At 70.2% G+C, this 20660-nt stretch carries 22 protein-coding genes; 3 read left to right on the top strand and 19 right to left on the bottom strand.

Going from position 1 to position 20660, the window contains the following annotated elements:
* Nucleotides 1-3 precede the first annotated feature (3 nt).
* On the bottom strand, nucleotides 4-672 hold the full coding sequence (locus tag ACFQ7F_RS00160; RefSeq protein WP_383263682.1) for a TetR/AcrR family transcriptional regulator: 669 nt from the start codon (nucleotides 670-672) through the stop codon (nucleotides 4-6).
* A gap of 150 nt (nucleotides 673-822) precedes the next feature.
* Between ACFQ7F_RS00160 and ACFQ7F_RS00155 the strand changes: the two genes are divergently transcribed.
* Genes ACFQ7F_RS00155 through ACFQ7F_RS00145 form a run of 3 tightly spaced genes read left to right on the top strand, consistent with a single transcriptional unit; the run spans nucleotide 823 to nucleotide 3856 of the window.
* Nucleotides 823-2025: an acyl-CoA dehydrogenase family protein gene (locus ACFQ7F_RS00155; RefSeq protein WP_383263679.1), complete on the top strand. Its 1203-nt coding sequence runs from the start codon at nucleotides 823-825 to the stop codon at nucleotides 2023-2025.
* Nucleotides 2022-3050 carry a phosphotransferase family protein gene (locus ACFQ7F_RS00150; protein WP_383263676.1) on the top strand — a complete coding sequence of 343 codons (1029 nt, stop codon included), beginning with the start codon at nucleotides 2022-2024 and terminating at the stop codon, nucleotides 3048-3050. The genes ACFQ7F_RS00155 and ACFQ7F_RS00150 overlap by 4 nt, the downstream gene beginning before the upstream one ends.
* A gap of 47 nt (nucleotides 3051-3097) precedes the next feature.
* Nucleotides 3098-3856 (top strand): SDR family NAD(P)-dependent oxidoreductase, encoded by a 759-nt coding sequence (locus tag ACFQ7F_RS00145; RefSeq protein WP_383263673.1) that lies wholly within the window; start codon nucleotides 3098-3100, stop codon nucleotides 3854-3856.
* A 115-nt stretch (nucleotides 3857-3971) separates the two neighbouring features.
* Here ACFQ7F_RS00145 and ACFQ7F_RS00140 read toward each other — a convergent pair whose 3' ends face one another.
* The 18 genes from ACFQ7F_RS00140 to ACFQ7F_RS00055 form a co-directional block, all read right to left on the bottom strand.
* Nucleotides 3972-5012: an MBL fold metallo-hydrolase gene (locus ACFQ7F_RS00140; RefSeq protein WP_383263671.1), complete on the bottom strand. Its 1041-nt coding sequence runs from the start codon at nucleotides 5010-5012 to the stop codon at nucleotides 3972-3974.
* Nucleotides 5009-6574: a class I adenylate-forming enzyme family protein gene (locus tag ACFQ7F_RS00135; RefSeq protein WP_383263668.1), complete on the bottom strand. Its 1566-nt coding sequence runs from the start codon at nucleotides 6572-6574 to the stop codon at nucleotides 5009-5011. Before ACFQ7F_RS00135 ends, ACFQ7F_RS00140 begins: the two co-directional genes overlap by 4 nt.
* A gap of 103 nt (nucleotides 6575-6677) precedes the next feature.
* Nucleotides 6678-6998: an EthD family reductase gene (locus tag ACFQ7F_RS00130; RefSeq protein ID WP_383263665.1), complete on the bottom strand. Its 321-nt coding sequence runs from the start codon at nucleotides 6996-6998 to the stop codon at nucleotides 6678-6680.
* A gap of 44 nt (nucleotides 6999-7042) precedes the next feature.
* Complete coding sequence (locus tag ACFQ7F_RS00125) at nucleotides 7043-7441, bottom strand: hypothetical protein (RefSeq protein ID WP_383263662.1); 399 nt, start codon at nucleotides 7439-7441, stop codon at nucleotides 7043-7045.
* Between the two features lie 5 nt (nucleotides 7442-7446).
* Nucleotides 7447-7806 carry a nuclear transport factor 2 family protein gene (locus tag ACFQ7F_RS00120; protein WP_383263659.1) on the bottom strand — a complete coding sequence of 120 codons (360 nt, stop codon included), beginning with the start codon at nucleotides 7804-7806 and terminating at the stop codon, nucleotides 7447-7449.
* 31 nt (nucleotides 7807-7837) lie between these two features.
* A complete protein-coding gene (locus ACFQ7F_RS00115; RefSeq protein WP_383263656.1) occupies nucleotides 7838-9028 on the bottom strand; it encodes an ABC transporter substrate-binding protein in 1191 nt (396 codons plus the stop codon).
* Nucleotides 9029-9221: 193 nt separating this feature from the next.
* A complete protein-coding gene (locus tag ACFQ7F_RS00110) occupies nucleotides 9222-9842 on the bottom strand; it encodes a TetR family transcriptional regulator (protein ID WP_383263653.1) in 621 nt (206 codons plus the stop codon).
* 111 nt (nucleotides 9843-9953) lie between these two features.
* Nucleotides 9954-11102 (bottom strand): acetyl-CoA C-acetyltransferase, encoded by a 1149-nt coding sequence (locus ACFQ7F_RS00105; protein WP_383263650.1) that lies wholly within the window; start codon nucleotides 11100-11102, stop codon nucleotides 9954-9956.
* Nucleotides 11103-11132: 30 nt separating this feature from the next.
* Nucleotides 11133-11927, bottom strand: a complete 795-nt coding sequence (locus tag ACFQ7F_RS00100) for an enoyl-CoA hydratase/isomerase family protein (protein ID WP_383263647.1) — start codon at nucleotides 11925-11927, stop codon at nucleotides 11133-11135.
* Nucleotides 11924-12697, bottom strand: a complete 774-nt coding sequence (locus ACFQ7F_RS00095) for an SDR family NAD(P)-dependent oxidoreductase (RefSeq protein WP_383263644.1) — start codon at nucleotides 12695-12697, stop codon at nucleotides 11924-11926. The genes ACFQ7F_RS00100 and ACFQ7F_RS00095 overlap by 4 nt, the downstream gene beginning before the upstream one ends.
* The gene (locus ACFQ7F_RS00090) at nucleotides 12694-13485 is read right to left on the bottom strand and encodes an SDR family oxidoreductase (protein ID WP_383263641.1); all 792 of its coding nucleotides are present in this window, start codon (nucleotides 13483-13485) and stop codon (nucleotides 12694-12696) included. The genes ACFQ7F_RS00095 and ACFQ7F_RS00090 overlap by 4 nt, the downstream gene beginning before the upstream one ends.
* Nucleotides 13482-14735, bottom strand: a complete 1254-nt coding sequence (locus tag ACFQ7F_RS00085; RefSeq protein WP_383263639.1) for an acyl-CoA dehydrogenase family protein — start codon at nucleotides 14733-14735, stop codon at nucleotides 13482-13484. Before ACFQ7F_RS00085 ends, ACFQ7F_RS00090 begins: the two co-directional genes overlap by 4 nt.
* Nucleotides 14736-14760: 25 nt before the next feature.
* The gene (locus ACFQ7F_RS00080; RefSeq protein WP_383263636.1) at nucleotides 14761-15735 is read right to left on the bottom strand and encodes a phosphotransferase family protein; all 975 of its coding nucleotides are present in this window, start codon (nucleotides 15733-15735) and stop codon (nucleotides 14761-14763) included.
* Complete coding sequence (locus ACFQ7F_RS00075) at nucleotides 15732-16934, bottom strand: acyl-CoA dehydrogenase family protein (protein WP_383263633.1); 1203 nt, start codon at nucleotides 16932-16934, stop codon at nucleotides 15732-15734. The genes ACFQ7F_RS00080 and ACFQ7F_RS00075 overlap by 4 nt, the downstream gene beginning before the upstream one ends.
* 84 nt (nucleotides 16935-17018) lie before the next feature.
* Nucleotides 17019-18164 carry a thiolase family protein gene (locus ACFQ7F_RS00070; RefSeq protein ID WP_383263630.1) on the bottom strand — a complete coding sequence of 382 codons (1146 nt, stop codon included), beginning with the start codon at nucleotides 18162-18164 and terminating at the stop codon, nucleotides 17019-17021.
* Nucleotides 18161-18541: a Zn-ribbon domain-containing OB-fold protein gene (locus ACFQ7F_RS00065; RefSeq protein WP_383263627.1), complete on the bottom strand. Its 381-nt coding sequence runs from the start codon at nucleotides 18539-18541 to the stop codon at nucleotides 18161-18163. Before ACFQ7F_RS00065 ends, ACFQ7F_RS00070 begins: the two co-directional genes overlap by 4 nt.
* A 5-nt stretch (nucleotides 18542-18546) precedes the next feature.
* Nucleotides 18547-19335, bottom strand: a complete 789-nt coding sequence (locus ACFQ7F_RS00060; RefSeq protein ID WP_383263625.1) for an enoyl-CoA hydratase/isomerase family protein — start codon at nucleotides 19333-19335, stop codon at nucleotides 18547-18549.
* A 72-nt stretch (nucleotides 19336-19407) separates the two neighbouring features.
* Complete coding sequence (locus tag ACFQ7F_RS00055; protein ID WP_383263622.1) at nucleotides 19408-20475, bottom strand: 2,3-butanediol dehydrogenase; 1068 nt, start codon at nucleotides 20473-20475, stop codon at nucleotides 19408-19410.
* Nucleotides 20476-20660 lie beyond the last annotated feature (185 nt).

The raw sequence follows: 20660 nt of genomic DNA, 5'->3' as shown, positions 1-20660 counted from the left end.
CGGTCAGTTCGGTTCCGCTTCGCCCCTGCGGCGCGGCGGCCTCGCTTCGACGATGCGCAGTGCGATGTCGCCGTACTGGTAAGCGAGTTGGTCGACTGAGAACTCGCCGCCCTCGTGGAACCAACTGGCCACACCGATCCCCATGTCCAGGATCGAGTACGAGGCGATTCTGGCCGACCGCACCTCGAACACCCCCTCGGCCGCCCCCCGCTCGATGAGTTCGCGGTAGCGGCGTTCGTAGTCGCTGCGGCGGCCGAGCACCCGCTCCTGGTCGGGATGTTCCAGATTGCCGATCTCACGGTTGCCGACGAACGCTTCCAGGCGGTGGCGGGCGTGGTAGCGGATGTGCGCTTCCACGGAACGACGCAGCTGCTCGCGCACGTCGTCGGTCCCGGAGACGGCCGCGATGTTGTCCGTGATGAGCTGTTCCATCGTGCCGACCATGATCTCGGCGAGGAGCTCGTGCTTCGAGGCCACGTGCTTGTACAGGCTCGGGCCGCGCATGCCGACAGCGGCCCCGATGTCGGTCATGGTCGTGGACCGGTAGCCCTGCGCGGCGAACAGCCTCAGCGCGGCCAGCCGGATGCCCGACCGGCGGTCCGCCGGGGACTCCTCCGCGGGCCGTGCCGGGCGGTGCGGGCGCTCGTACGGCCCGTCTTGTACTGCATCCACCGCATCCACGTACCCCTCCAAGCTATCGATCATTAGCCACGCTCCACCGTGAAGCGATTCGAGCATAGCTGGGCTCACACCCTTGACACAGACATCAACCTCGCCTGTCATGGCTAATGGTCATTAGCTGAACTGAATTCGGGAGGGTGCGTGTCCATCTCCTTCGAGATCGACGAGAGAGCGGCCGTCATCGCGCGTCGCACCGCGCAGTTCGTACGGGATGTGGCGATCCCCGAGGAACAGGCATGCGACGGGAACATCCACGCCGGCCCTGAACCGCTGCGCCGCCGCCTTCAGGACGCCGCTCGCGCGGCAGAGGTGTTCGCCCCGCACGTCGGTGCCGAGTGGGGCGGTCTCGGGCTCGATATGTGCGGGCAGGCGGTGGTGTTCGAAGAAGCCGGGTACTCGCTCCTCGGGCCGCTCGCACTCAACTGTGCGGCGCCCGACGAGGGCAACATGCATCTGCTCGAAGTAGTCGCCACCGACGAGCAGAAGGAGCAGTTCCTCCGCCCCCTGGCAGCGGGCGAGGCGCGTTCGTGCTTCGCGATGACCGAGCCGGCTCCCGGTGCCGGATCCGACCCCCGTGCGCTCGCCACGACCGCCACGAGGATCGACGGCGGCTGGCGGATCGACGGCCGCAAGTGGTTCATCAGCGGCGCGGACGGGGCGGGCTTCGCCATCTGCATGGCCCGCACCAGCGGCGCGGCCGGAGACGCGGGCGGCGCGACGATGTTCCTCGTCCGGGCCGACAACCCGGGCATGAAGATCGTCCGGAACATCGACACGCTTGACCAGGGCCTGTTCGGCGGGCACAGCGAGGTGGTGTTCGAGAACTGCGAGGTCGCCGACAGTGCCGTCCTCGGCGAGGTCGACAAGGGCTTCGCGTATGCGCAGGTGCGCCTCGGACCCGCCCGGATGACCCACTGCATGCGCTGGCTCGGAGTGGCACGGCGTGCGCAGGACATCGCCCTTGAGCGCGCGGCCGACCGCTCGGCCTTCGGACGGCCGCTGGCCGAACTGGGCATGGTGCAACAGCTGTTGGCCGACTCCGAGATCGACATCGAGACCAGCCGAGCGGTGCTGTGGCGCGCCTGCTGGGAACTGGACCAGGGCCGCTCGGCCGCCCAGCACACCTCGATCGCCAAGACGTACGTGTCCGAGGCGGTGAACCGGGTGGTCGACCGGGCCGTGCAGGTGTGCGGCGCGCTCGGCATCTCGGGGGACGCCCCGCTGTCGCGCCTGTACCGGGAGGTGCGTCCGTTCCGTATCTACGACGGTCCATCCGAGACGCACCGCTGGGCCATCGCCAAACGCGCGGTGCGGGTGGCCAGGGAGCGGCGGGCCGAACGGTGAGCGCCTCCGATGCGGCCGTCGTCGGCATCGATCTGCCCGCGTTGCAGCGCTACTTCGAGCGTCACGTCCCGCAGTGCGCGGGCCCGCTCCGGATCGAGCCGCTGCACGGCGGGCGTTCCAATCTGACGTACCGCGTGAGCGACGGGACGCACCAGTGGGTGCTCCGTCGGCCACCGCTCGGCGTGCTGACGCCGACCGCCCACGACATGCACCGTGAGTACCGCGTCGTCGCCGCGCTGGCAGGCACCGGGGTACCGGTCGCCGAAGCCGTCCTGTCGTGCCGGGACCCGGCCGTGATCGGAGCGCCGTTCTGCGTCGTCGCGTTCGTGGAAGGGACGGTGCTGCGCGACGGAGACGAGGCCGCCGCGCTGCCGCACACCGACGCACGGCATGCCGCCGAAGCACTCGTCGACGCCCTGGTGGCGCTGCACTCGGTCGATGCCGCCGCCATCGGGCTCGGCGACTTCGGCCGCCCCGACGGCTACCTGGAGCGGCAGGTGCGCCGGTGGCGCGGGCAGTGGGACAAGGTCGCCACCCGGGCACTGCCCGACCTCGACGCCCTGCACACACGGCTCGCCCGCGCCCTGCCCGCGAGCGGCGCACCGGCGATCGTCCACGGCGACTACCGCCTGGACAACACCCTTCTGGCGCCGGGTGACTTCGGGCGGATCGCGGCGATCGTGGACTGGGAGATGGCCACGCTCGGCGATCCTCTCGCCGACCTCGGCATGCTGCTCATGTACTGGGACCCGGCCTGCGAGCCGGTCCTGGGGGCGCGCCATGTGCCGACCGCCAATCCCGGCTTCCTCTCCGGGCCCGAGCTGGCCGAGCGGTACGCCGCGGCATCCGGCCGGGACATCACCTGCCTGCCCTACTACCAGGCTCTCGCCTGTTTCAAGCTCGCCGTGATCGCGGAGGGCATCCACGCCCGCTTCCTCGCGGGGCAGACGGTGGGCACCGGCTTCGAGCACGTCGGCTCCGCGGTCCCCGCGCTCCTTCGCTCGGGGTTGCGGCTTCTGCCGTGACCACCGCACATCACCGCACCGCCGCACCATCGAACGAAGGAGACCCCGTGTCCGACCGACTGTCCGCAACCATCGCCCTGGTCACCGGTGCGACCGGCGGAATAGGTGATGCCGTCTCCCGCAGACTCGCCGCCGAGGGGGCCACGGTGGTGGTCACCGACGTGGACGCCGATCGCTGTACGGAGCTCGCGAAGCAGCTGACCGCCGACGGAGCGCGGGCGCTCGGCCTCGCCCTTGACGTCAGTGACGAGGATGCCTGGCGTGAGGCGATCGAGCGGGTGGTCGCCGACCTCGGCGGTCTGTCCCTGCTCGTCAACAACGCGGGCATCGCCGAGATGCGGACCGTGGAGACCGAGACCCAGGAGTCCTGGGACAAGGTCATCGCGGTCACCCAAGGCGGCGTCTGGCTCGGCATGAAGCACGCCGGGCCCGCGATCGAGCGCTCTGGGGGCGGCTCGATCGTCAACATCGCGTCGATCTTCGGAACGGTCGGCGGCTTCGGCAGTCAGTTCTCGTACCACGCCGCGAAGGGAGCGGTCCGCCTGATGACGAAGAACGCCGCGCTCCACTGGGCGACGCGCGGCGTCCGCGTCAACTCCGTCCACCCCGGCTTCATCGAGACGCCCCTCTCACGCGAACTGTGGCGCGGCACGCCCCGGCACACCGCGATGCTCGATGGCACCCCGATGGGGCGGCTCGGCCGGCCCGACGAGGTCGCGGGGGCCGTGGCGTTCCTCGCTTCGGAGGACTCCAGTTTCGTCACCGGCTCCGAGCTGTACGTGGACGGCGGCTGGACGGCCCGCTGACAGAAGGGGACAGCACAGGAGAGGACGGGACGGCAGAGGACGTGACGGCAGAGGGAGGGCGCGGCAACTGCCGTGCCCTCCCTGTCTCTTGCCTTGCGCCGGCTCCCGTACGGAGTCACCGCACGCGCGTGTACTGGTCCACCCCGTCCTTGTGCACCAGGGTGACCCGCTCGCGCAGCACGAGGACGTCCAGATGCGCCGCCGTCTCGTTGACCGCGAGCATCTGGTTGAACGCGCTGAGCTCGCCGAACGGCACCTCGCGGCGCGTCCAGCCCAGTTCGCGCGCCACCGCGTAGGCGTCCAGGGTGCGCTCCCCCAGTGCCTTCAGGCTCTGGGCAAGGCGGTTGTCGTGGTGTGTGAGCAGCTCGGCGACCCGGGTGTGCGAACTGTCGGACACCGGACCGTGCGCGGGCAGCAGACGGGTGTCGGCGTACTGGGTCATCAGCCGCAGGGAGTCCAGGTAGTCGGCGAGCGGGCGGCCACCGGGTTCGGCCAGCTCGAAGCCGATGGACGGGGTGATGTGCGGCAGGACGTGGTCCCCGGAGAACAGCAGCCCTCGCTGTTCGTCGAGGAAGACCACATGTCCCTTGGTGTGTCCGGGAGTTGGCACGACGCGCAGCTCACGGTCGCCGAACCGGAGGGTTTCCGCACCGAGCCACTGGTCGGGCGCCTCCCACACACGCGGGTCGTAGCCGCCGTGGTCCATCCCCTGGACGAGGTCGGCCAGTTCGTCCGCGCCCGCCCTGCGCAGCGTCTCAAGCGAGCCTGCCGGTACGTCGCTGCGCAGCCGGTGGAGTATCTCCATGCCCGGCTGTTCGCCTGCCCCCAGGTACACGCGCGAGCCGAGGAGTCGGCGCAGCTCCACGGCGTTCGTGTAGTGGTCACTGTGGATGTGGGTGACCAGGATGTGGCTGATGTCGCCGAGATCCCGGCCGATGGCCGCCAAGGCCTCCTCCAGCGCCTTGCGCGCCTCGGGGATCGCCCAGCCGCCGTCGATCATGACGATGCCGTCGTCGTCCGCCAGGTTCTCCAGCAGATAGACGTTGACGGCGTGCAGCCCGTCGTTGGGCAGCGGCAGGGGGACACGGTGCACGCCGGGCTGCACGGTCTGGATTCCGGCTTCGGCCCACGGGCCCTGGTCGAACCGCTTTGTCATGACTCTCCTTCGCTGTCGCTTGCTGAACTGCCCTGGTCCGTCGTGGTGCGGGCCGCGCCCTGCGGCTGCGCGCAGGTCGTACGCAGCCGATGGGCCAGTTCGCGGGCCCCGGACCTGTCCAGCTTGCCCACCTTCGTCTGGGGCAACTCTTCGATGTCGTAGACGAATTCGGGCCATTTGGTCTTGGCGAGGCCGATGCTCTCCAGATGCCCCGTCACCTCCGCCAGGTCCATTCCGGCGCCGTCCTCGGTGACGACGAGCAGGGCGATGCGTTCGCCGAGCACCTCGTCCGGTACTGCGGCGACGCAGGCCCTGGCCACGCGTGGGTAGGCGGCGACGGCCCGCTCGATCTCGGTGATGTCGATGTTGCGGCCGCCGCGGATGATGATGTCCTTCTCGCGGCCCATGATGGCCACGGTGCCGTCCTCGTACGTCATCAGCAGGTCCCCGGTGGGGAAGTAGCCGTCCTGCGTGAGGCCGGGCGGTTCGACGGCGCCGTCACGGGCGTACCCGAGGAAGAGGGAGGGACCGCGGACCTGTGCCCGCCCTGTCACGCCAGGACCCGCCGCCTCGCCGTCCGGGGTGAGCGCGCGCAGTTCCGTGCCGGGGAAGGGCCGGCCGTCCCGGCCGAGCCGGATCTCCTCGGGTTCTTCGGGTTCCGGCGATGTGTGGCCCAGACACTCGGACATGCCGAAGACGCGGAGGATCTTCGTGCCCAGGGACTGTTCGGCGCGGGCGAGCGCCCCCCGGTCCATCGGGCCGCCGCCCACGGTGATCGCGCGCACTCCTTCGAGGGCACCGGAGCCCGCCGCCGCCGCCGCGCCCATCTGGAGCGCCATGGTCGGTACGCACATGGTCCACCGGACGGCGGCGTCCGCCATGCGCCGTAGAGCGACGGCCGGTTCCCACCGCTCCGTCAGGACGAGCGGTCCGCCGAGCAGGAGGGACAGGTGGACGCCGAAGCAGTACGCGGCCGTCGACGACAGCGGCACGATCGCGGCCACCGCGTCCCCGCGATGCAGTCCGTTGATCTCGATGGTGCTCTCCCCTGCGTAACGCAGGGCCGCCTCGGACTGCACCACGCCCTTGGGGCGGCCGGTCGAGCCAGAGGTCAGTCCGATGAGCACCCCGCCCGCCCAGCGCGACACGTCGTGCGGTCCGGGCGCGGACCGGCAGGCCCAGCCGTCGAGGACCGGGCCCGCCCCGCTTTCCGGCAGCAGCCCGGTCACCCCCCATTCGTGCATCGCCGATGGCTCGGCCGCGACGGCGTCCGGGCGGATGTCGGCGAAGGCCGCGGCGAACTCGGCGCTCGTGGTGTGCCGGTTGACCACCGCGAGGACGCCGCCCTTGAGACCCACGGCCAGCGTGCCGGCGACGGTGCGCCATGAGTTGTCGGCCTGGAGCATGACGGTGCCGCCTGCCCCGTCGGGGAACATCGCCTCCGCGAGCCGGGCCGCCTCGGCCAGCAGTTCGCGCGCCGTATGAGGACCTGTGTCGTCGATGACGGCGACGAAGTCCGCCTGCTCGGCCCTGTGTTGAAACTCCTGCGCTACCTGTCGCATCCCGCTTCCTCGCTACGCTGTACCGAACTCCGTGACGAGCTCTGTGACGAACCCTGTGGTGCGTGCCGTGCCGACGAACTGGGGAACGGGTGAAGCGGCGCCCTCAGCCGGTGAACATCTCCGCCTCGTTGCCCATCACCGCGATACGGCGGCCCTTCATGTCTCCGACCTGTGCGACCGCGTCGGCCCACTCCTGGCTCGCGAGGGCCTTCTTCAGATCCTCGGGCGAGTCGAAGCTGAGCACCGAGAGCCCGTCCCAGCCCTCGGAGCGCGGCTCCAGAGCCTTGCCGATCTCCGTGTGCCGCCAGGCGCGCAGTCCGGGCAGGCGGTAGGTCAGTTCCGCGTGGTCGCCGCGCCACCATGCGATGAACCGCTCGTGCGTCCATTCCGGTGGCCGGGCTGCCAGCAGGACGAGGTTGTACATAACTGTCCTCCGTACGTATCGAGTTGTCGCGAAACGTGACCAGGTCAGGGAAACCGGATCTCGGACGACCGGCCGATCAGCAGACGCTGCAGCCGATTGTTGTCGTCCACCCGCCCGGCCGCGACGAAGCTCGCCTCGGGCACGCCGTCGCGGCGCACCTCGCCGAGGAAGAGCTCGTCCTGGCCGAGGGTGGTCGCGGACAGGAGATGGTGGGTGCGCGTACCCCGTTCGCGCTGTTCGAGGTAGCCGACCAGCGCGGCGCGGTCCCCGGCGAAGTCGGTCGCCCGCCCGTCCCCGGTGGAGAACAGGATGGAGAGGGAGAAGTCGTCGCTGACCAGGTCGAGGATCCGGTCAGGTTCGTCGCTGTCGAGGATCTCGAACCACGCGGTCAGGAAGGGGGCGGGAGCGGCCGCTGGTTCGGCGGCGGTGGACGTCTCGGTCATGGCAGTCACTCCGGCAGGTCGATGAGGTCGTACGTCGTGGTGAAGTACGACTGGTAGCGGGCCATGCGCCCCCCGGGCGTGACGACGGCCGCCGACAGGAAGGACCCGACGGTCTTCCCCGACTCGGTCACCACTCCGTACACGGTCTCCAGATCGCCGTCGGAGCTGCTGCGAAGGATCCTGTGCTCCCTCGCCACGGCGTTGCGCCCCGCGATATAGGCGGCGAAGTCCTCCTTGGACCGTCCGGTCGCCTCACGGCCCGGCAGGGCGATGAGGAAGCGGAAGTCCGGTTCGAGGAGTTCGAGTGCCTGCTCGGGGTCGTCGCCGTCCATCCGTGCCATGTAGGCGGGCAACACGCTGGCCATGAAGGTCCTTTCGCTGCGGGGTGCGGGGATGTCAGTCGCGGACAGGAGGCGTGAAGAAGTCGCCCTGCGACTCCCAACGGCCGTTCCTGACGACGACCTTCTGTAGGTCACGGGTGCCGAGGTGCCGTCCGGCACCGAAGTCGAGAACCGGGGCCACGCCCGTGTCGACGTGGCGCGCGTTCTTGTAGGCCTTGGTCAGCGACTCGCTGGTGACGGGTCCGTCGATGGTCTTCGCGACCTCGACGAACGCCTTCGCCGCGGCCCAGCCCCACAAGGTGATGAAGTCGGCCGGGTGCCCCCGCTCGTACTTCGCCATCGCCGCGCGGAACTCCTTGATGGCCGGGTCGTCGTCGTGCGGCGACTTGACCAGTTGCAGCGCCTTGAGCCCGTCGGCCGCCTTGCCCGACAGCGTCAGTGTGGCCTGTGCCGCCACGGGTGCGTAGCCGTACGCCTGGGCGTCGAGCCTCTGCAGCTTCGCTTCCTTGAGGTAGGCCGCGGTCTCGGCGGCGGTCAGGATCAGCACGACGGCGTCAGGCCTGGCTGCCTTGACCTTGCTGATCACCGGGCTGTAGTCCGTGGTCTGGTACTTCACCGAAAGGCGTTTCACCTGGACCGACGGATCGGTCTTGCGGGCCGCGGGCTCGATCTCCTTGCCCACGTTCACGAACGCCGCCGGATCGCTGTGCACGACGACGACCTTCTTCGCCCCGTCACGCACCACCCACTCCCCGAGTGCGGCTGCCTGGTCCTCGTACAGCGTCTGGAGACCGAAAAGGCCGTCGCGGGCCGGCTCGTACCAGGACTCGTCGCCGCCCAGCGTGTTGAGGACCGGCACCTTCGACTGCTGGAGCACGAAGGGGAACGTGGCCTGGGTCTGGGAGGTGCCGTTGGTCGCGACGATCGCCACGACCCCCTCCTGGTCGACGAGCCGGCGGGCGATCTGGACGGTCTGCTGCGGGTCGTTGGCGTTGTCCTTGACGACCCAGTCGATCTTGCGCCCGTTGATCCCTCCCCGCGCGTTGACCGACTTGAAGTACGCGTCGGCACCCGCCCTTTCGGGGATTCCGAACGAGGCGAGGGGACCGGTGAGCGGGAACCACGCGCCGATCTTGATGACCTTGCCGTCCCCCGTCGAAGGGTCCCCGGTGCTGCACGCGTTCGCCACCAGGGCGAGCATCGCGGCGAGTGCGGCGATGAGCGTGCGTGTCGTACGTGGTCGCATGCCCCTCCTCAGATCAACCTGAGTCAAGTTCAGTTCAGTAGGATGTTAATCCCGGAGAAACACGCCTGGCAATGGCCGGTCACATCCCGATCGGCGCGCACTTGGCGGCACCCGACGGCGGACATGCGGACAGCACAAGGCCCCCTGCCGGATATCCGTCAGGGGGCCCGTGGTGGACGGGGGGGGAAACGCGTCAGGTGGCGACCATACGCACGCAGGCGCCCTCGATCAGCTCGCTGATCTCCGGCAGCGGGGTCGGCCCGGAAGGCCGGTACCACCGCCACACGCTGACGATCAGACCGAGCACGCCCGCTCCGAGCAACTGGGCGTCGCGCAGCGGGAACGCACCCTGCGACATCCCCTTCACCAGCAGGTTCGTCCAGTCGCGCTCGACGACCTGGACCAGCTGGCGGGCCGCCACGCGCTCGGCCTCCTCACGCTTGGACCGCCGCGATCCGGAGAGCAGGTCCATGTGGTTCTGCAGGATGCGCATCTGCAGGACCTCGTGCTCCGAGACCTCGTATGCCGCGCGCACCGCGGCCCGCAGCGCATCGACCGGCTCCTCCACGTCCTTGGTCGCCTCGGCGAACCGGTCGTGCGAGCGCTCCAGTTCGAGCCGCATGATCGTGAGCAGGCAGTGCGCCTTCGACTCGAAGTAGTGGTAGAGCGCGGTCTGTCCGATGCCTACCCGCTCGGCCACCGTGGACCACTTGGTGGCCTCGAAGCCGACCTCGCCGAAGCAGTCCACGGCGGCCGTGAGAATGGCGGCGCGCTTCGAGCGCGGCCCCGCCTCCGGTTCAGCGATCCTCGTCATTACATCTCTCCTGGCCGTCACCTGCCGTGGTCGTACCCGAGAGTAAACCCAACTTGAACTCAGTTGCCAACCGGCCGACCGGCCAGAGAACCGATCGGCCAACCGACTGCTTCACCCGCGCTCGAGCACGGTGGCGTTGGCCATGCCGCCGCCCTCGCACATCGTCTGCAGACCATAGCGACCGCCGGTCCTGCGCAACTGGTGAACGAGCGTGGTCATGAGCCGGGCGCCCGTGGCCCCCAGCGGATGCCCGAGCGCGATGGCGCCGCCGAAGACGTTGACGCGCTCGGGGTCGGCGCCGGTCTCCTTCTGCCAGGCGAGGACGACGGAGGCGAAGGCCTCGTTGATCTCGATCAGATCGATCCGGTCGAGGTCGAGACCGGCCTTCTTCAGGACCTGCTCGGTGGCGGGGATCGGTCCGGTCAGCATGTGGATCGGGTCGGAGCCGGTCACGGCCATGCTGTGCACCCGCGCGAGAGGGGTCAGGCCGTGGCGGCGTACCGCATCGCCGGATGCGATCAGGAGGGCGGCGGCGCCGTCGGAGATCTGGCTGGCGACAGCAGCGGTAAGGCGGCCGCCCTCGGTGAGGCTTTTGAGGCCCGCCATCTTCGCGAGCGTGGTGTCGGCGCGCGGCCCCTCGTCGGCGGTGAGCCCGAAGGCCGGGACGATCTCCTCGTCGAAGACTCCGTCGGCCTGTGCGGCAAGGGCCCGCTGATGGCTGGTGAGCGCGAATCCCTCCATGTCCTCACGGGTGACGCCCCACTTCTCGGCGATCAGCTCGGCGCCGCGGAACTGCGAGACCTCCTGGTCCCCGAACTGTTCGCGCCAGCCCTCGCCGGCGAAGGGACTGCCGAGACCAGCCTGTTCGCCGACGAACATGGGGCTGGCGATGGGCACCAGGCTCATCACCTCCACCCCGCCTGCCACCACCAGGTCGGCGGCGCCCGAGCCCACGGCCTGTGCGGCGAAGTGGACGGCCTGCTGGGACGAGCCGCACTGCCGGTCGATGGTGGTGCCGGGCACGTGCTGGGGCAGCCCCGCCGACAGCCAGGAGGTGCGGGCGAGGTTTCCGGTCTGCGCGCCGATCTGGCTGACACACCCGAAGTACACGTCGTCGACGGCACCAGGATCGACGCCGGTACGTTCAAGGAGGGCACGCAGTACATGCGCGCCGAGGTCGGCGGGGTGCACGCCGCTGAGCGTGCCCTTGCGGCGGCCGACGGGGGTACGGACGGCTCCGACGATGAAGGCTTCCGACACGGTGGGCTCCATGGGTTCGATGTGAGCGGGTCAGTGCTGGGGCGCGACGCGCGGGAAGTCGGGCGCCCGTTTGCCGAGGAAGGCGGCAACTCCCTCGCGGCCCTCTTCGCCGCCGGCGGCGGTGGCCAGCGCACGGGCCTCGCGGTCCAGGTGCGGGCCGAGCTCCGAGGTCAGGCCCGCGGAGACGAGCCGCCGGGTCGCGCCGAAGGCCGCGGTGGGTCCGCGCAGCAGGGCATCGGCCGTGCGCGACGCCTCAGCGGCCAGTTCGCCGGGGGCGACGGTGCGGCTCACGAGTCCGATCGCCGCGGCTTCCGACGCCGTTGTCCGACGGTTCGTGAGGAGCAGGTCCAGTGCCCGTTTGGGCCCGACGAGGCGCGGCAGGAACCAGCTGACTCCGGCGTCGGGCGAGTAGCCGATCCCGGTGTACGCGGCGGTGAACGAGGCGTTGTCGGCGGCGAGCGTCACATCGGCGGCGGCGGCGAGGCCGATGCCCGCACCGGCGACGGCGCCCTGCACGGCGGCCACCATGGGCGCGTCGAGCCCGGCGAACGTACGCAGGGCGTCGTGCAGCGCGTCCGTGACCGCGAAGAGGTGCTTCTCCAGTGCGTCGCCGCTCAGCCGGGAGAACTCCCCGAGGTCGCCGCCGACGCAGAAGGACTTTCCTTCTGCTGTGAGGAGTACGGCCCGTACGTCCTCGCGCGCGCAGGCCCGGGCCGCGTCCAGGAGCCCGCGCGCCATCTCCAGGTCGATGGCGTTGCCCGCGTCACCCCGGCGCAGAGTGACCTGCGCCAGGCCGTCTTCGCGTATCTCGATGCCGACCCTCATCGCGCCGTCCATCCGCCGTCGACGGTCAGGACCTGCCCGGTGCAGTACGTGGAGGCGTCGGAGGCCAGGAACAGCAGCGCGCCGTCGAGCTCTTCCCCGTCGCCGCCGCGGCGCAGCAGCGTATTGCGCTCGACCCAGCGGCGCGAGCGCTCGTCGCCGAAGAGCTCCGCCGTCATCTCGGTGCGGAACCAGCCGGGCGCGAGCGCGTTGACGCGAATTCCGGTACTGCCCCACTGACCGGCCAACTCCCTTGTCAGGCCGATGAGTCCGGCCTTGGACGCGGAGTAGCTCGCGCCACCCAGCGGGGCACCCGAGACGAGCCCGAGGATGGAGGAGACGTTGATGATGCTCTTGCCCGTGGCGGGGGCGGGAGCCTCGGCGGTGAGCCGGGCAAGGTGGAAGGGCGCGGTGAGGTTGACGCCGAGGACGTCTGCGAAGGCGTCCGGGGTCTCGTCCTCGGCACGCGTCTCGCCGGACATGGCCGCATTGTTGACCAGGATGTCGATACGTCCCGTGGCGGTGAGCGCTGCTTCGGCCAGCCTCGTTCGGTCGGCCTCCAGCGAGACGTCGCAGGCGACGGGGTGGATCCGGGCGTCGGTGTCGGCGAGCTCCTTCAGCCGGTCGGCCCTGCGGGCCGCGGCGAACACGGTGGCACCGGCCTGCGCGAGGACGGTCGCGAAGCGCGCGCCGAGCCCTGCGGATGCCCCGGTGACGACGGCGGTCCTGCCTTCGAGCGAGAACAGTTCGGCGGCGGGGCGTGGTGTGCTCACTCGTCCACCCCGGTCTCGTCCACCCCGATGGGGAGAGCGGTGGCCCCGCCGTCGAGTACCAGCGTCTGGCCGGTCATCCATGAGGAGGCATCGGACGCGAGGAACAGCGCCGCGTTCGCCACGTCCTGCACCGTACCGAGGCGCCGCAGGGGCAGCTTGGCGGTGAGGACGGGCTCGCGGACCTCCCACACCGCCCGCGCGAGCTCCGTCTTGATGAGGCCGGGCGCGATGGCGTTCACCCGCGCCCGTGGCCCGAGTTCGTAGGCGAGCTGCCGTGTCATGTGCAGCATGGCCGCCTTGGTGGCGTTGTAGTAGCCGATGTGCGGGTCGACGATCAGCCCGCCGACGGAGGCGATGTTGATGACCGCTCCCCCGTGTTCGGCCATCCAGGCCCGCCAGGCGGCGCGGGTCCAGGCGATCATGCCGTACTGATTGACGCGTACGGTCTTCTCCGCGCGTGGCAGGTCCAGGTCGAGCAGGTCTCCGTTGTACGGGTTGGTCGCCGCGTTGTTGACCAGGATGTCGAGACGCCCGAAGCGCGTCATGGTCTCGTCGACGCAGGCGTCGGCCTGGTCGGGTTCGCCGGCGTTGGCGACGACGGTGTGCACGTCTGCGTCGCTCTTGACGCGCAAAAGTTCCTCGCGCGCGTCGGCAAGGCCTGGGGCCTTGCGGGCGGCGATCACGACGTGTGCGCCGGCCGCCCGGTAGGCGGTGGCGATGCCGAGGCCGATACCGCGCGAACCGCCGGTGATGACGGCGACCTTGCCGTCGAGAGTGTCGGTGCTCACGCCGCTCCTGCCTTCGTGTCGGTCTTCGTTTCTGTCTTCGTGTCGGTCTTCTGGTACTTGGCGAGTTCCTGACGGGCGACGGTGCGCAGATGCACTTCGTCCGGTCCGTCGGCGATGCGCAGCGCACGCGTGATCGCGTACAGCCGGGCCAGTACGGTGTCGTCGCTGACCCCTGCCGCGCCGTGCGCCTGCACCGACCGGTCGACGACCTTGTGGGCGACGTCGAGGGCAGCCACCTTGATCGCGGCGACCTCCATGCGGGCGGCGGCGTTGCCGACGGTGTCCATCAGCCACGCCGACTTCAGCACGAGCAGGCGTAGTTGTTCGATCTCGATTCGGCTGTGGGCGATCCACTCGCGCACCACGCCCCGGTCGGCGAGCGGCCCGCCGAAGGCGACGCGCTCGGTCGTCCGCTCGCACATGAGCTGGAGGGCACGCTCGGCGAATCCCACGGCGCGCATCGCGTAGTGCATGCGCCCAGGGCCCAGACGTCCCTGGGCGAGAGCGAAGCCCTCCCCTTCCCCCACGAGGATGTGATCCACCGGCACGCGGACGTTCTCGAAGAGGACCTCGCCGTGTCCGCACCGGTCGGTGTAGCCGAACATGGGCAGGTCGCGCACGACGGTGACGCCCGGGGTGTCACGGGGGACGAGCAGCATGCTCTGCTGCCGGTAGGTGGGCGCGCCGGGGTCGGTCTTGCCCATCAGGATGATCAGCTTGCAGTCGGGGTCGAGGATCCCGGAGGTGTACCACTTGCGGCCGTTGACGACGTAGTGGTCGCCGTCGCGGGTGATGCGCGTCTGTATGTTGCGCGCGTCGGAGCTCGCGACCTCGGGTTCGGTCATGGCGAAGCACGAGCGGATGTCCGCCTCCAACAGCGGCTTCAGCCAACGCTCTTGCTGCTCGGGTGTGCCGTACAGCGCGAGCAGTTCCATGTTTCCGGTGTCGGGCGCCGAGCAGTTGAACACCTCGGGGCCGATGATCGAGCGTCCTGCCAGCTCCATCAGCGGCGCGTACTCCAGGTTGGTGAGCCCGGCGCCCCAGTCGCCGTGGGCCATGAAGAGGTTCCACAGGCCCTCGGCGCGCGCCTTCTCCTTCAGCTCGCTCATGATCGGCGGCAGGGCGTGCGGGTCGTCGGCCTCGGCGAGCTGACGGTCGTACACCGCTTCCGCGGGAAAGACGTACTGCTCCATGAACGACCGCATGCGGTCCTGGAGTTCACTCGCGCGCGGCGAGAATCCGAAATCCACGAGGGCTCCTGTTGTGGTTCTGGGGTCAGCCGAGGATGTCGCGCGCGGTGCGGATCATCGCGGCGATGGTGGGCGGCAGTCGCTCCTGGTCCGGGTCGTGGTGTTTGCCCTCGCGGTGCCGGCGCAGGTTGTGGCCCATGATCGCGGCCATCTTCATGCGGCCGAGGGCCCGGAACCAGTCCATGGCGGGCAGCGCGGGGCGACCGTCGAGGTAGGCGTCGAGCAGGTCCGGTTCGGTGGGCAGGCCGGGCACGGCGCGTCCGAGTGCGGGGAAGTTGCGGTGGTCGGCGAAGAGCAGGAACCAGCCGAGGTCGATGCGCGGGTCGCCGACGCTCCAGATCTCCCAGTCGACGACGGCGACCGCGCGCTCCTCGACGCACAGCACATTGCCGAGCCGGAAGTCGCCGTGCAGCAGCACCGGCGGGAGGCCGCCGGGCACGTCGTCGCCGAGGCGTTCCAGCAGCTCCTCGCCACCCGGGCGGAGTTCGGCCGGTACCGCGTGCAGGGTGCGGCTCCAGCGGGCCAGTTCTCCGGCCGCGTCGAGCGGTGCGGGCGCGTCGAGCCCGGGAGCGTCGACATCGGTGCCGTGCAGCCGCCGGAGCACGGAGGCGATCTCCAGCATCCTGGCCCGCGCCGTCGCCTCCGCGACCTCCGGCTCGTCGAGCACCGGCTCCACCGCGTCCCCGTCCGCGAACTCCATGGCGAACCAAGCGGGTTGGGCCTCATCCACGACGGCGAGACCCGGCACGGGTACGGCGGACCCGGCGAGCGCGGCGAGCACCCGCGCCTGGCGCAGCACGTCATTGCGTCCGACGGGCCGCTGTCCCGCGGGCACCGCCTTGATGACGTACTTCGTTTCCCCCGCCGTGACCGAGTAGGTCAGTCCGGAGTGGCCGCCCGGCAGGACCTTCAACTCCCCGACGGGCTCCCCCGGATGCAGGCCGGCGAGTCCGGCGCGGACCCGTCCCGCCAGTGGTGTCTCCTGGGTCGCCGTGCTCATCGGGCGGGCTCCTTGGGCAGGCCGAGCACGCGCTCGGCGAGGATGTTGTGCTGGATCTCGTCGGTGCCGCCCGCGATGCTGTAGCCGGGCGCGCCGAGCAGGTGCTCCGTCCAGGCGTACGTGCCCCACTCCCCCGTGTCGGCGACCAGGCGGGGGCCGAGCAGTTCGGAGACGAGGTCGCTGGTGCGCCGCATGGTCCCGGTGGCGTACAGCTTGCCGACCGAGGCTTCCGCGCCGGGCTCGCGACCGGCTGCGAGGGCGCCGGTCACGCGCAGCCCGATGAGCCGCTGCACCAGTGCCCGTACGTAGAGGTCGGCGGCCTGCTGCCGTTCGCCGCCGGTGAGCGGGCGTGGCAGGTGCCCGGCCAGTTCAAGGGCCCGGTCGGCGTTGTCCAGGCCGAGGTTGCCCGAGTCGAGGCGTTCGGCGGCAAGGACGCTGAGAGTGACCCGCCAGCCCTCGCCGACCGGTCCGAGCCGGTCGGAGTCGGGGACCACCACGCCGTCGAGGTAGACCTCGTTGAAGCTGGTGCCGCCGGTCATCTGCCGGATGGGCCGTACGGTCACGCCGGGCGCGTCCATGCGGACCAGGAAGACGGTGATGCCCGCGTGCTTGCGCACATCGGGGTCGGTGCGGCACACGGCGACGCCCCAGGTCGCGACGGTGGCGCCCGAAGTCCACACCTTGTGGCCCTGGAGCACCCAGTGGTCGCCCTCGCGTACCGCCCTCGTGCGGACCCCGGCGAGGTCGGAACCCGCCTCGGTCTCGGAGAAGAGCTGGCAGGCCAGTTCGTCGGTGCGCAGCAGCGGCCGCAGCCAGCGCCGCTTCTGCTCATCGGTGCCCCAGATGCCGATCGCGGGGGCGACGAGTTGCTGTGTCACCGGGAAGATCTCGGTGCGGCGCGGCACGTCGAAGGCGGCTTCCTCCGCGCGGTAGAGCTGCTCGTAGTACCCGGGAAGATCGCGTCCCCCGTACTCCGCCGGCCAGTTGAGCGCCCCCCAGCCCTGATCGTGGCGCAGGCGCTCCCACTCCTGGGTGCGGGCGGTGTGCGCGCGCTCCTGCTCCTCGGACCAGTTCTCGAACACGGCGACGGAGTCGGAGCCGCTCCCCCACTCTTCGTCGGCGGGGCGTCGCGGGGCTGCCGTCTCGAGCCAGCGCCGGGCCTCGGCTCGGAACTCCTCGGGTTCCGGGATGCCGTTCATCTCTTCGTGCACCTCCATTCAAGCCGGAAAGCTCAGCCGGACAACTCAGTCGGACAACTCAGTCGGGCAGCTCAGCGGGACAACTCAGCGGGACAGCACCGTGCAGGCGCTCACGCCCGGCGCGCCGTACACATGGGTGAAGCCGATCCGGGGCACGCCCGGCACCTGGCGTTCGCCGGCCCGGCCGCGCAGTTGCTGGACGATTTCGTAGACCTGGCGCAGGCCCGACGCGCCGATGGGTTCGCCGTTGGCGATGCAGCCGCCGTCGGTGTTGACCGGCAGCCTGCCGCCGATCTCCGTGGCGCCTTCGGCGATGAGGTGTTCCTGCTCGCCGTCCTCGCACAGCCCGCACTCGGCCATGTGCATGACCTCGGCGCCGCTCTCGGTGTCCTGAAGCTGGCATACGTCGATGTCCGCGGGGCCGATCCCCGCCTCCTCGAAGGCGGCGGCCGCGGCAGCACTGCTGACGCTGGTCGGTTCGCCCGCGGCGATCCAAGGGCTGAACACCTCGAAGGAGCCGTAGCGCCGGGTCCGTACGGCCGCCGAGCGCAGGGCGATCGACGGGCCTTGAAGGGTGCGGGCGACCTCCGGCGAGCAGAGCACCAGGGCTGCCGCGCCTGCTCCCGGGGAGCAGAACATGAAGCGGGTCAGCGGGTCGCTGACCATGCCGGATTCCAGGATCTCCGCAGCTGCCACCGGCTTGCGGCGCCACGCCTCGGGAGTGAGACCGCCGTTGCGGTAGGCCTTCTCGGCCACAAGGGCGAGCGTCTGCGGGGTGATCCCGTGGTCGTGCATATAGCGCCGGATCTTCATGCCGAAGAACTGCGTGGTGACCATAAGGCCGTCGCTGCCGTACTCCTCGCCCAGGCCCCAGTCCTCGGGCCGCGGATCGAAGGCACCGCGTGGGTGCTTGTCGAAGCCCACGGCGAGAACGACGTCCGCCGAGCCCGAGCGGATCGCGTTCACGGCGGAGACCAGCGCGCTGCCCCCGGTGGCGCAGCCGTTCTTGACGTTGATGAACGGCAGCCCGGTCAGGCCAAGTTGGGACACGAGGGTGTCGGCGAGTCCGGCGCTGTCACTGCCGCCGAACGCGGCCCGCACCCGGGACCACTCGATCCCGGCGTCCGCAAGCGCGGCATTGACCGCGCCGACGGCCAACTGCCGGCCGCTCGCCTCCGACCGGCCGAACACGGTCCGCGCGGCTCCGCAGATCAGCACGTCGGCGCTCATGGGCCCTCCTTGACTGTCTTCGTGGGCCGGGCTCTTGGCACGCCTTCACCGGCGGTCACCGTGAGCGCCATGCCGATCCGGATGTCGTCAAGGTCGTCGACGTCCAGTACGGCGGCCACCCGCACGCCCTCGTCGAGCTCGACGTAGCCGACCGCGAACGGCTCGAAGCCGCCGGGCGGTGCCTGATAGGGCGGGGACTTGGGTGCGTACCGCTGTACCGTCCAGGTCCACAGCGTGCCCGCGCCGTCGAGGAGCGCCTGCTCGGCAGGACCTCCACAGCGGGGGCACGCGTCGTCCGCGGGGTAGACCGCCACCGAGCAGCCGCGGCAGCGTGCGCCCTGGAGCCCGGCGGCCGGACTCCGCGGAACCGTGGTCATCCGGCTCAGCGCCCCTGCCACTTGGGCTCGCGCTTCTCCAGGAACGCCGAGACGCCTTCGGCGGCGTCCTCGGAGTTGAGCGCCACGCCCACGGCGAGGTGCTCCATCACCATCAGCGACTGGGTGTCGGCGTCCAGGCTGCGGTCGATCGTCATCTTGGTGAGCCACATCGTGAACGGGCTCTTGTCGGTGAGGTGGGAGATGAACTCCTCGACCGTCTCGTCCAGCTTCTCGGTCGGCGCGTGGTCGTTGATCAGACCGAACTCGGTGGCCTCGACGCCGGACAGGAGCTTGCCGGTGAGCATCAGCTCCTTGGTCTTGCGGATGCCGATCATGCGCGGCACCCGGTAGATCGGGCCCGCACCGCCGTACAGTCCGCGGCGGATGTGGAAGTCGCCGATCTTGGCGTCGTCCGCGGCGATCGCGAAGTCGCAGGAGATCATGATCTCGAAGCCGCCCGCGGTGACATGGCCTTCGAGGACCGCGACCGACGGCGTCTTCATCGAGTAGAGGCGGTCGCACACCTTCGCGGACTTCACCGCGACGTCGATGGCGTTCGACTTGCCGACGTACTCCGCCTTCAGGCTGTCGAGGTCGAAGCCCGAGCAGAAGGTGCCGCCGCGGCCACGGAACACCAGGACCCGCAGTTCGGGGTCCTCGTCGACCTCGGTGATGATCTCGTCGAGCCGGTCCAGGATCGGCACCGTGACGCAGTTCTTCTTCCACGGGCGATTCAGCCAGACGCGGGCGACATGGCCGTCACGCTCGAACTGGATCTCATCTTCCACTGCCATCTCTGATCCCTCTCGCTCAAACTGAACTGAATTCATTCCGATTCTGCGGAGCGTCTGATCCACTGTCAACCCTCAGACTGAGATCGGTTCAGTGGGAGTCGGTGGGAGGTCGACGAGCACCTTGACCCGCCGGGCGTCGCGCACGTCGTGCAACCCCGCGACGGCGTCCGCGAGCGGGATGTGGTCGAGCCAGCCGTCCGTCGGGAAGCGGCCGGCCGCCATGTGCTCGATGACCCGCTCGAAGACTCCGTCCGGATACGCCTCCGCCCCGAGCAGGGAGAGTTCGGCAAGGCGCACGACGGAGGCGTCGACGGTGACCGCGCCCGAGTAGAGGGCGACCATCACAACCCGCCCCTGTGCGGCAGCGGACCGGATGCAGGCGTCCAGCACCTCGGGCCTGCCCGCGCACTCGACGGCGGCATCGACACCGCGGCCGCCGGTGTGCCGCAGCACTTCCGCGGCCACGTCCACCGCGCCGGGATCGAGTACGCGGGCGCCGTGCCGCTCCGCCGCGGCCCGGCGGGACGGCGAGGGCTCCACCACGATCACGTCGTCGACGCCGTTCGCCCGCAACGCGAACAGCGCACCCATGCCGACCGCGCCCGCGCCCGTCACCAGCGCGCTGCCACCGGCCTGTACACCAGCCCGTTCCACGGCGTTCAGAGCCACGGCCATCGGCTCCACCAGGGCGCCCTGCTCCAGCGAGAGCCCGTCGGGCAACCGGTGCACGGACCCGGTCGGCACGACCACATACTCGGCGAGACCGCCGCCGGGCGAGGTCACCCCGATCGCGGCAAGTGCCGCACACAGGTGGGACAGTCCTGCCGTGCACCGCGGACACACCCCGCAGGTGCGGATCGGCCGTACGCAGACCCGGTCGCCGGGCGTCGCCCGGTCGACCCCTTCACCGCAGGCGACCACGGTTCCGGCGAACTCGTGACCCAGGGTCTGCGGCAGGGTGGCCCCGGTCAGCGGGTTGGGCTCGTGCGTGGCACGAGGCGTCTCGAAGTACTCGTGCACATCGGTTCCGCAGATCCCCGCGTGCGCCACGCGGATCTTCACCTCGCCGGGGCCCGGATCGGGTTCGGGCATCTCCTCGATCCGCAGATCCTTGGCTCCGTACAGCCTGGCGGCCAGCATCGTTCCTCCCGGGAATCGCTCCTGCACGACGCGTCGAGCGACACATCGAGCAGCATCGAGATTGCCACCGAACTGAACTGACTTCAATCATTTCCTTGAGACTTGCACCTACTTCGGTTCAGTATGGAGAGCGTCCATCCACCCGTATCCGCCCCTGCCGACGCGGTCGGGGCAGTCTGGAGTGC

The sequence above is a fragment of the Streptomyces sp. NPDC056486 genome (assembly GCF_042795295.1).
Classification (GTDB): Bacteria; Actinomycetota; Actinomycetes; order Streptomycetales; family Streptomycetaceae; genus Streptomyces.
Note: the sequence above shows the minus strand (reverse complement) of the source record. Positions and strands in the feature narration are given on the sequence as shown.

What these genes read in the sequence shown, in the direction of transcription:
- ACFQ7F_RS00140 (WP_383263671.1), bottom strand. Translation starts at nt 5,012, where the DNA reads ATGACAAAGCGGTTCGACCAGGGCCCGTGGGCCGAAGCCGGAATCCAG.
- ACFQ7F_RS00135 (WP_383263668.1), bottom strand. Translation starts at nt 6,574, where the DNA reads ATGCGACAGGTAGCGCAGGAGTTTCAACACAGGGCCGAGCAGGCGGAC.
- ACFQ7F_RS00130 (WP_383263665.1), bottom strand. Translation starts at nt 6,998, where the DNA reads ATGTACAACCTCGTCCTGCTGGCAGCCCGGCCACCGGAATGGACGCAC.
- ACFQ7F_RS00125 (WP_383263662.1), bottom strand. Translation starts at nt 7,441, where the DNA reads ATGACCGAGACGTCCACCGCCGCCGAACCAGCGGCCGCTCCCGCCCCC.
- ACFQ7F_RS00120 (WP_383263659.1), bottom strand. Translation starts at nt 7,806, where the DNA reads ATGGCCAGCGTGTTGCCCGCCTACATGGCACGGATGGACGGCGACGAC.
- ACFQ7F_RS00115 (WP_383263656.1), bottom strand. Translation starts at nt 9,028, where the DNA reads ATGCGACCACGTACGACACGCACGCTCATCGCCGCACTCGCCGCGATG.
- ACFQ7F_RS00110 (WP_383263653.1), bottom strand. Translation starts at nt 9,842, where the DNA reads ATGACGAGGATCGCTGAACCGGAGGCGGGGCCGCGCTCGAAGCGCGCC.
- ACFQ7F_RS00100 (WP_383263647.1), bottom strand. Translation starts at nt 11,927, where the DNA reads ATGAGGGTCGGCATCGAGATACGCGAAGACGGCCTGGCGCAGGTCACT.
- ACFQ7F_RS00080 (WP_383263636.1), bottom strand. Translation starts at nt 15,735, where the DNA reads ATGAGCACGGCGACCCAGGAGACACCACTGGCGGGACGGGTCCGCGCC.
- ACFQ7F_RS00075 (WP_383263633.1), bottom strand. Translation starts at nt 16,934, where the DNA reads ATGAACGGCATCCCGGAACCCGAGGAGTTCCGAGCCGAGGCCCGGCGC.
- ACFQ7F_RS00070 (WP_383263630.1), bottom strand. Translation starts at nt 18,164, where the DNA reads ATGAGCGCCGACGTGCTGATCTGCGGAGCCGCGCGGACCGTGTTCGGC.
- ACFQ7F_RS00065 (WP_383263627.1), bottom strand. Translation starts at nt 18,541, where the DNA reads ATGACCACGGTTCCGCGGAGTCCGGCCGCCGGGCTCCAGGGCGCACGC.
- ACFQ7F_RS00060 (WP_383263625.1), bottom strand. Translation starts at nt 19,335, where the DNA reads ATGGCAGTGGAAGATGAGATCCAGTTCGAGCGTGACGGCCATGTCGCC.
- ACFQ7F_RS00055 (WP_383263622.1), bottom strand. Translation starts at nt 20,475, where the DNA reads ATGCTGGCCGCCAGGCTGTACGGAGCCAAGGATCTGCGGATCGAGGAG.